This is a genomic window from Rothia sp. HMSC069C10, from assembly GCF_001812205.1.
Classification (GTDB): Bacteria; Actinomycetota; Actinomycetes; order Actinomycetales; family Micrococcaceae; genus Rothia; species Rothia mucilaginosa.
Window position 1 is genome coordinate 22,877 of record NZ_KV808299.1, and the last position, 7,690, is coordinate 30,566.

The 7,690-nt window shown below is 64.7% G+C and carries 3 protein-coding genes; all 3 read right to left on the reverse strand.

Annotation, left to right across the window (positions count from 1 at the left end; translation table 11 throughout):
• Positions 1-70: 70 nt before the first annotated feature.
• The 3 genes from HMPREF2842_RS04635 to HMPREF2842_RS04645 all read right to left on the reverse strand — a co-directional run bounded on the left by HMPREF2842_RS04635 (position 71) and on the right by HMPREF2842_RS04645 (position 7,580).
• Positions 71-4,042 carry a thiol reductant ABC exporter subunit CydD/CydC gene (locus HMPREF2842_RS04635; RefSeq protein ID WP_246823189.1) on the reverse strand — a complete coding sequence of 1,324 codons (3,972 nt, stop codon included), beginning with the start codon at positions 4,040-4,042 and terminating at the stop codon, positions 71-73.
• Positions 4,043-4,224: 182 nt separating this feature from the next.
• Complete coding sequence (locus HMPREF2842_RS04640; protein ID WP_070643010.1) at positions 4,225-6,456, reverse strand: ABC transporter ATP-binding protein/permease; 2,232 nt, start codon at positions 6,454-6,456, stop codon at positions 4,225-4,227.
• A complete protein-coding gene (locus HMPREF2842_RS04645) occupies positions 6,453-7,580 on the reverse strand; it encodes an efflux RND transporter periplasmic adaptor subunit (protein ID WP_070643012.1) in 1,128 nt (375 codons plus the stop codon). The genes HMPREF2842_RS04640 and HMPREF2842_RS04645 overlap by 4 nt, the downstream gene beginning before the upstream one ends.
• Positions 7,581-7,690 lie beyond the last annotated feature (110 nt).

A 7,690-nucleotide genomic window follows, 5' to 3' on the forward strand; every position in this document is an offset into this window, starting at 1 on the left:
GGGCGTTTTTCTGAGGTGCCATTCCGGGGCACATCATCGGCGCGCCCCGTAGCCTGATAGAGCGCAACTGCTAGAGGCGAACCACCTCGTCGCAGCGGGCAATATCCTCAGGACGGTGCGACACCAGAACCGTAGCCACGGAGCTGGAGCGGGTCGCCGCGTCCAAGTCAGCCATCAGCGCGCGGGCAGACTCAGCGTCCAGGTGCGCGGTCGGCTCGTCCAGCAGCAGCAGCGGCGAGTTCACCAGCAGGGCACGAGCCACCGCCAGACGCTGACGCTGACCACCCGACAGGAAAGAACCGCCAGCACCCACCGGGGTGCGCAGACCCTGAGGCAGAGCGTCAAACCACTCGCCCAGACCCACACGGCGCAGAACCTCAATCAGCTCTTCCTCGCTCGGGCGATCCGAACGGTCACGAGCCAGCATCAGGTTGCCCTCAAGGGTCGACTCGAAAATGTGAGCCGCCTGCGGGCACCACGCCGCGTAGCCGCGCAGCTGCTCACCCTCCAGGACCTCACCGGAAGCCAGCACGCGGCCGGACTCCAGCGGCAAGAAGCCCAGAACGGTTGCAAGCACCGTAGACTTACCGGAACCGGAGGGGCCGGTCACCGCAGTCCAGGAGCCCGCGCGGGCGTTCATGTTCAGGTCGGTGAAGACCGGGTGATCCATGCCGGGCCAGCGAGCGGTAGCGTCCTGCAGGCTCAGTGCGGGGTCGGTGACCTTCACGCCGAGTTCCTGCGGGGTGCCGCAGCTGACCAGAGTGGGTTCGCCCGGCTTCGGCGGGCGCGGTGAGCCAGCCTTAGATTCCGTCTGAGCGTTAGCCGCAGATTCGGGGCGGCCAAAGCGGTGGGCACGCTGACGGTCAGCCTCCAGCAGCTCCTCCATCTCGGTCTCCGCGCGGGCACGCAGACGCTCAACACGACGCGGCAGAACGTGGGTGTCCACCTCAGCCTCTGTCGGCACGGAACGCTTCAGGGTCGAGGTTGCAACAACGCCCTCCAGGGATACGTCACGCACGCTCGGGGCAATCGTCGCGAGCAGGCGGCTGAACGCGGGCCAGGAGCGGACCGCCTCAACATGGCCCAGGGAGCTTTCCAGCATGCCGGTGCACAGCAGTACCACAATCGCCGCTTCGGGGGCACGCACGGTGCCGTCAACAGCCAGCGGGTACGCAATGACTGCGCTCGCCAGAGCCGCACCGAACCAGCTCAGAGTCACGAGGGTACGACCCACGCCCTGAGCGGTCGAGCCCTTCTGCAGGGCGGACAGGTTCTCGGCGTCCAGAGCGCCGTTAGCCTTCTCAGCGGTGGTTGCCACGCCGTTAGCGCGCAGATCCTCAGCCGCCGAAAGCATGCCGGTGCCCAGGCGCAGCATCTGCGCGGTGGAGCGGCGAGCCAGCGACTCCGCACGGGCATCAGCGCGAAGCACAATCCACGGAGCCACAAAAGTGCTAACCAGCACGGCAAGCAGAACCGGAATCAGAGCCTGCGGCAGGATGCACGCGGTCGTAATCAGCGCCGCGGTCATGACCAGCAGGTGCGCAGCCGGCGGAATAATAACGCGCGGCACGCCGTCACGTAGCTCATCAATACCGCCCACGAGGCGTTCGAGCAGCGCGTCACCACGCAGCAGGGCACGCACGCTGCTCACGCTCTGCCATGCGCCAACCCAGGCGCGCAGACGCAGAATATTTGCGGCGGCAAGAACCTTCGAGTGGGTCATTAGACGCTCAGCGTAGCGGGCGCAGGCACGACCCAGGCCGAAGAAACGCACGCCCACAATGGCGACCATCAGGTACATCATTGCCGGGCCCTCGGCGGCGCGAACAATCAGCCAGCCGGACAGCGCGGTCAGTGCCGCAGCCATCAGGGAAGTAATCGCAGCCATGATCACCGGGCCGGTTGCGGCGCGAACACCGATACCGGTCAGTTCCTTCAGGGTGTGCAGGCTTGCGAACAAGCCGGCAGGCTCGACTTCCTTGACCTCGGCAGCTGCGGAGGCGCCCGCCGGGGCAGTGCTTTCAGCCTCGTACTCTTCCCTGTCCTTGAGCAGGTGCGCGGGGGCTTGCGCGGGAACCGCAACGCGGGCGGTGTTCGCCTCGGCGGTCCAGGTGTAGCTCTGGGCGGTCTGCACGGCACGAACGAGGGTGTCGCATCCGGCGGCGAGCTCCTGCTCGTGGGTCACGATCAGCACGGTTGCGCCCAGTTCCGCCAGGCGGTGCAGGGCGCGGGTCACCAGGTATGCCGAGTAGGCGTCCAGGTGCGCGGTCGGCTCATCCACGAGGACGGTCAGCATGGTCTGCTCACCGCCGGCACGGTAGATAGCCTCGGCACGAGCCAGGGTACGTGCCACGGCGAGGCGGCGCGCCTGACCAGCACTGAGGGCACCGGGTTCAAGGGCGGTCAGCTTCTCCATGCCCAGCTGAGCCAGCGGGCCAACCAGCAGCGCAGACTCGGCATCGGTGATGGACAGCTTCTTGGAGTCCATCGCTTCACCGAGCAGAGCGGCTGCACGCTCACGCTCCGCCTCGGTAGCGCTGAGTGCGTAGAGCGCCATTTCGGTCTGCACGGTCGGTGCGGTGAAGACCGGCGACTGCGGAATAACCAGGGTGGTTCCCAGACCGGTCACGCTACCGGTCAGGTGCACGGGCTCCTCCGAGCCGGTGGGCACCAGACCCTCGCGCACGGCACCGGAGAACACGTTCAGCAGGGTGGACTTACCGCAGCCGGACTCACCCATCACGCCAATGACCGCGCCGCGTTCACCGTTGGCAGTGGCAACGCGACGGTTCAGGTTCAGCGACAGGTTAGTCAGCACGGCAGGACGCGCCGGGTAGCTCACCGACAGGTCCTCAACCGCGATGGTGGAAGGCTGAGCCTTCTGCGATGCTGCGCTTTGCTCTGCCGAGTCCGCAGCGGCGGCGGGCAGGGGCGCATCAATAATCTTCTGGGCGCTACGCAGAGCGGCAACGCCGTCCTCCGATTGGTGGTAGGCGGCACCCACATCACGCAGCGGCTGGTAGCATTCGGGAGCCAACAGCAGCACAAGAATTGCGGTGTCCAGGCCCAGGGTGCCGTTGACCAGGCGCACACCAATCAGCACAGCAATCAGCGCCACCGAAATGGTGGTGATGAGCTCCAGCGCAAGCGAAGACATGAAGGCGCTACGCAGGGTCTGCATGGTGCGTTCACGGTAACGCTGGCCGAGGGCGTTCATGGCGCGAGTCTGTGCACGTTCACGGCCCAGACCGATAATGACGGGCAGGCCGCGTACCAGCTCCAGAATATGGTCGGAGAGGCGGTGCAGTTCAGCCTGAGCTTCTGCGGTCTCGTCGCGGGTGTTCTTACCAATCAGAATCATGAACACCGGAATAAGCGGCAGGGTGCACGCCAGCACCATGGCGCTCATCCAGTCCAGGGACGCCACAACGACCCAGAGGATGAACGGCACAACCGCAGTGGAAACGAACGCGGTCAGGGTCTTGGTGTAGTAGTCGTCCAGGGCGTTCAGGCCGCGGGAAAGCAACACAGCGGTCGCGCCGGTACCTTCGGGGGTGTCTGCGCCACCGGTGGCGAGCACGCGCTTGAGCAGCGAGGAACGAATCTGAGACTTCGCCCCGGAGGCGGCACGCTGCGCGCTCACAGCCAGCAGGTAGTCGGTACCCGAGCGGACAAGCAGGGCAGCCACGGCGACCGCAATCAGGCCGGGGGTAATGGCGTCGCCGTCACCGAAGATGCCGCCGAGTCCGAGCAGCCAGCCGCCGTGCGCTTCCAGGTGTGCCTGGGCGGAGCCGGCGAACTCAACGTAGGCGCGGTACACGTCCGGCGCGCTCGTCTCCTTGAGGCGCGCGTGTTCGGCGGCGACCGCGGCAAACCCCGCGTGGGCTGCGCGGGCAATGATGACCGCGAGCGCCGCGCTGAAAAGCACGGTGGCCAGGGTGTGCACGGCGGTGATAACACCGAACGTGCTGAGGGTTTTACGGGCGTCAGGGCCCAGAGGCGGGCGGCGGTCAGCGCGGTCATTGCGCTTTCCTTCGGCCACCTCTGGTGCCTCAGTGTTCTGATGTTTGTCAGCATGACGCGGTGTGTGCGTTCGACTCACGTGTTGTCCTTAGTCTTCTGCTGTTTTTACCTCCCATTATTTTAAGGTTTGGGCAAGCTAATACCTATTTGGCCGGTCATACTTCGGGGATTTGGCGGGTCTGGCGTTCCCCCGGCACTGGTTTAGCCGCGCATCGCATCGGCGGGGCTCTTGCGGGACGCCACCCACGCCGGGTACGCCGAAGACACCAGACCGGTAAGGGCGCCAACGCCCACGCCGAGCACCACGAATCCGGGTGAGAGGACCGCTTGCCAGCCTTGCACGAGCGAAAGAATGATGGTCGCAATCATGCCGGAGCAGGCGCCGATGGAGCCGCCGAGCACGCCGAGCATGACGCCCTCCATGAGGAAGATGCGGGCAATCAGCCATTTACTCGATCCGATGGCGCGGCGCAGCGCAATCTCTGCGGTGCGCGATTGCACGGACAGGTACATGGCGGTTGCCGCCGAGAGGGAGGCGAGCACCAGCAGAATACCGGAGAGCACACCCACGTACAGGCCCAGATCCGAGGCGATAGACGCGCGTAGGCTCTGCAGGTCGGAGGGGGTTTCCACGTTGATCTGGCTGGGTTCAGCGGGCTTGAGGGTCAGCGGAATTGCCTTGGCGACCGCCTTGCCGTAGCCCCGTTCGGTTTCGGCAATGTATGTGACCTGGCCGCGTCCGGTGCGCTGAAGTGTGCCCGGCGAGACAATGACCGTGTTCCTGAATTCGTAGCCGCTATTGCCGGGGTCGAAGAGGCCGATGACCGGCATCAGCTGACCTTCCACCCAGATGCTCACACCGGGTGCCACCTGCGGCAACCCACCGAGCTTAATGCCGTAGTCGACGGCGGGTAGCTCGCCGGGCCTGGGCTCGGTTGTGGCGTTATCTGCAGCCTTATCTTCGGGAATAATGCCGAGGGCGCGGGCAGCGGAGACCGACACAATAGCGCCGGAGAGCTGCTCGGAGCGTTCACGGTCGGCAACGTTCTGCTGGGTGAGGGTCGAGTTCATCTGTTCGAGCGCACGCAGGGTTTCGGGGTTCATGCGGGCACCGATTTGCTCGAGCCGGGTCTTTGAGGTGGAGCTGAGGCCAATCGCCGTTTTGGGTTCGTCCTCGTAGGGGCTGAATCGGGTGATTCGCACGTCGGCGGGTGCCACGCTGCTGACGAATCCGGTGTTCTTCACGTAGTCCAGCGCGCTAATGCGGTCGGCAACATTCTGCGCGGATTCGCCCTGCCGGTAGGTTCCGAGCATGTTCTGGTCATTGTCCCTGTCGCTGATGTAGAGCGTGGATTGTTCGGATCCGAGCAGGCGCTGGTTCACCTGGTAGCTGGCGGATTCGCTCATGCCGGAGGCGCTGATGAGTCCGCCCACGCCCAGTGCGAAGGACAGACCCAGCAGCAGGGTGCGTAGCGGTCGTGAGGTGAGCGCCGAGATTGCCTCGATGCTGTCGTCGGTGAGGAAGCTTCCGCGGCGATGCGTAGCGGGCTTCTCCCCCGGTGCGAGGCTGGTGGTAGCATCTACCGGGGCACCAACCGTGGCTTCTGCCGGGGTGTCCGTTGCAACCGGCACAGCCTCGGCAACCGGCACCGTAGCCAAGTCGGCGCGGCTCTGCTCGTGCAGCTGCCCATCCTCAATGCGGATCACGCGGCGGGCGGCGGCGGCAACCTCCGGGTCGTGGGTAATCACCAGCACAGTACAGCCGGTCGCGTTAATGCGCTGAAGAATCTCAATGACCTTGGCGCTATTGTGGCTGTCCAGGTTGCCGGTCGGCTCGTCAGCAAGAATCAGCGGCGGACGCGTGGCGAGAGCACGAGCAATGGCACAGCGCTGCTTCTCGCCACCGGAAAGGTAGCGGGTACGGATGCTGGCGCGGTCACTCAACCCCAGAAATTCTAGGGTTTCTTCGGTGCGTTGCAGGCGCTCGCTGTAGGGTACGCCCTGCACGCGCAGACCCATGGAGGCATTGGTCGTGCTGGTTTCGTCCAGCAGCATGTTTGAGGATTGGAAGATGAAGCCGAGGTGGTCTCGGCGCATTTCGTCGCGTTCTCTGTCGCTGAGTCCTTCCGTGTTTTTGCCGAAGAGGCTGTAGGTTCCGCTGGTGGGCGTGTCGAGCAGGCCAATGGCGTTGAGCAGGGTGGATTTACCGGAGCCCGACGGACCAATAATGGCGAGGAATTCGCCGCGTTCGACCACCAGGTCGAGGTGGTCGAGGACTGCTCGTTCGCTGCCCTCGAAGACGCGGGTAATGCCGCGCATTTCGATAGCGGGTGCAGTGCCAGGGACGGCATTGAGTACCGCGGCTTCTCCCCTACCGTGCGGGGCTGTCATGCCGTCGGGGGCTCGCTCGGGGGTTATCTTTCGGCGGCTCATGAGACTAGCACCTTCTGTCCCGCGCTGAGGTTAGCGTTGATTGCGGCGTATCCGCCGGCGGTGCGCAGAACCTCAACGTTGACTCGTTCGGTGGCGGGCGCATCCTTGTTGGTCGAGGTGGAGCTTCCACCCTTTTCAACGAGCACGTAGGTGCCCTGGGAGTCCTGGCGTACCGCGGTGGTCGGCACGGCGAGGGTGGTTGAGGTGTTGCCCTTACTGGTGATGGATGCGCTCTGACCCGGCGTGAGCTTGCTCGGGTCGTCGGCGCTGAATCGCACGCTCTTTGCCGCACCCTTGGAGGGGTCGTTCTGCAACTCACCAATGCTGGTGATGGTGCCCTCCACACTGCCGGTGGAGGTGCGCAGGCTAACGCGGTCGCCGACCTTGAGCTTGTTCGCGACGGCGAGTTCAACGCTGGATTCCACGTAGGGTTCGCTGGTTTCTACACTCGCAATGGGGTTGCCGTCACTGATGAGCTGGCCCACCGCGGCAACGGCGGTGACGGTGTGGCTACCACCGGGCAGAATCGCGTAGTTACTGCGGGCGATGGTTGTGACCCCCTCGCTGGGCACACCGGTCAGGTGCGCGCGGTGCAGACGCGTGACAGCTTCGAGGGTGTCTTCGGTAACGGTGCCGCTCTGCTCGGTGGAGTACCCGGCGGAGTTCAGCGCCTTCTGGAAGGCGAGCACGTCGTCGCCGTTATCGCCCAGGTTGAGGTCGCGGTACAGCGGCAGCGGCCCATCCAGCACGAAGACGGGGTCGGCGCCAATAATGCCGATGAAGTCACCGGCCTTGAGCACGTTGCCGGGCTTCTGGTTCTGGTAGACGAGCACCGGCTCACCGTTGGTGCGCGCGCTAATCGGGGCGGTCTCTCCCGCCTTGGTGGTTCCGGCAATGGCGAGGCCCTCACTGACGGTTCGTTCTTCAACCTTCGCCCAGACCGGAATCACGGTTTTCGCCTGCACGGCCGGGTCGGGGCCCGTGGCGGCGTAGCGGGTGCCCAGGTAGAAGGACAGCATGAGCGAACCGATGGCGAGAATAGCCAGCAGCAGGAGCACGCGGGGTCGGGCGATGCGCTCGCTAAAGCGGTGCCCGCTGTTTTGGTTTTTCGTGTGAGTGGTCATGGCGGTGTCTTTCTGAACTGTGTCAGCGCTGTCTATTTCTCTGCGCTATATTTCGTTGCGCTGTCTTTTAGCGCCCCGGTTTACTGGTGCTCCAGAACGTACTGCTTGAA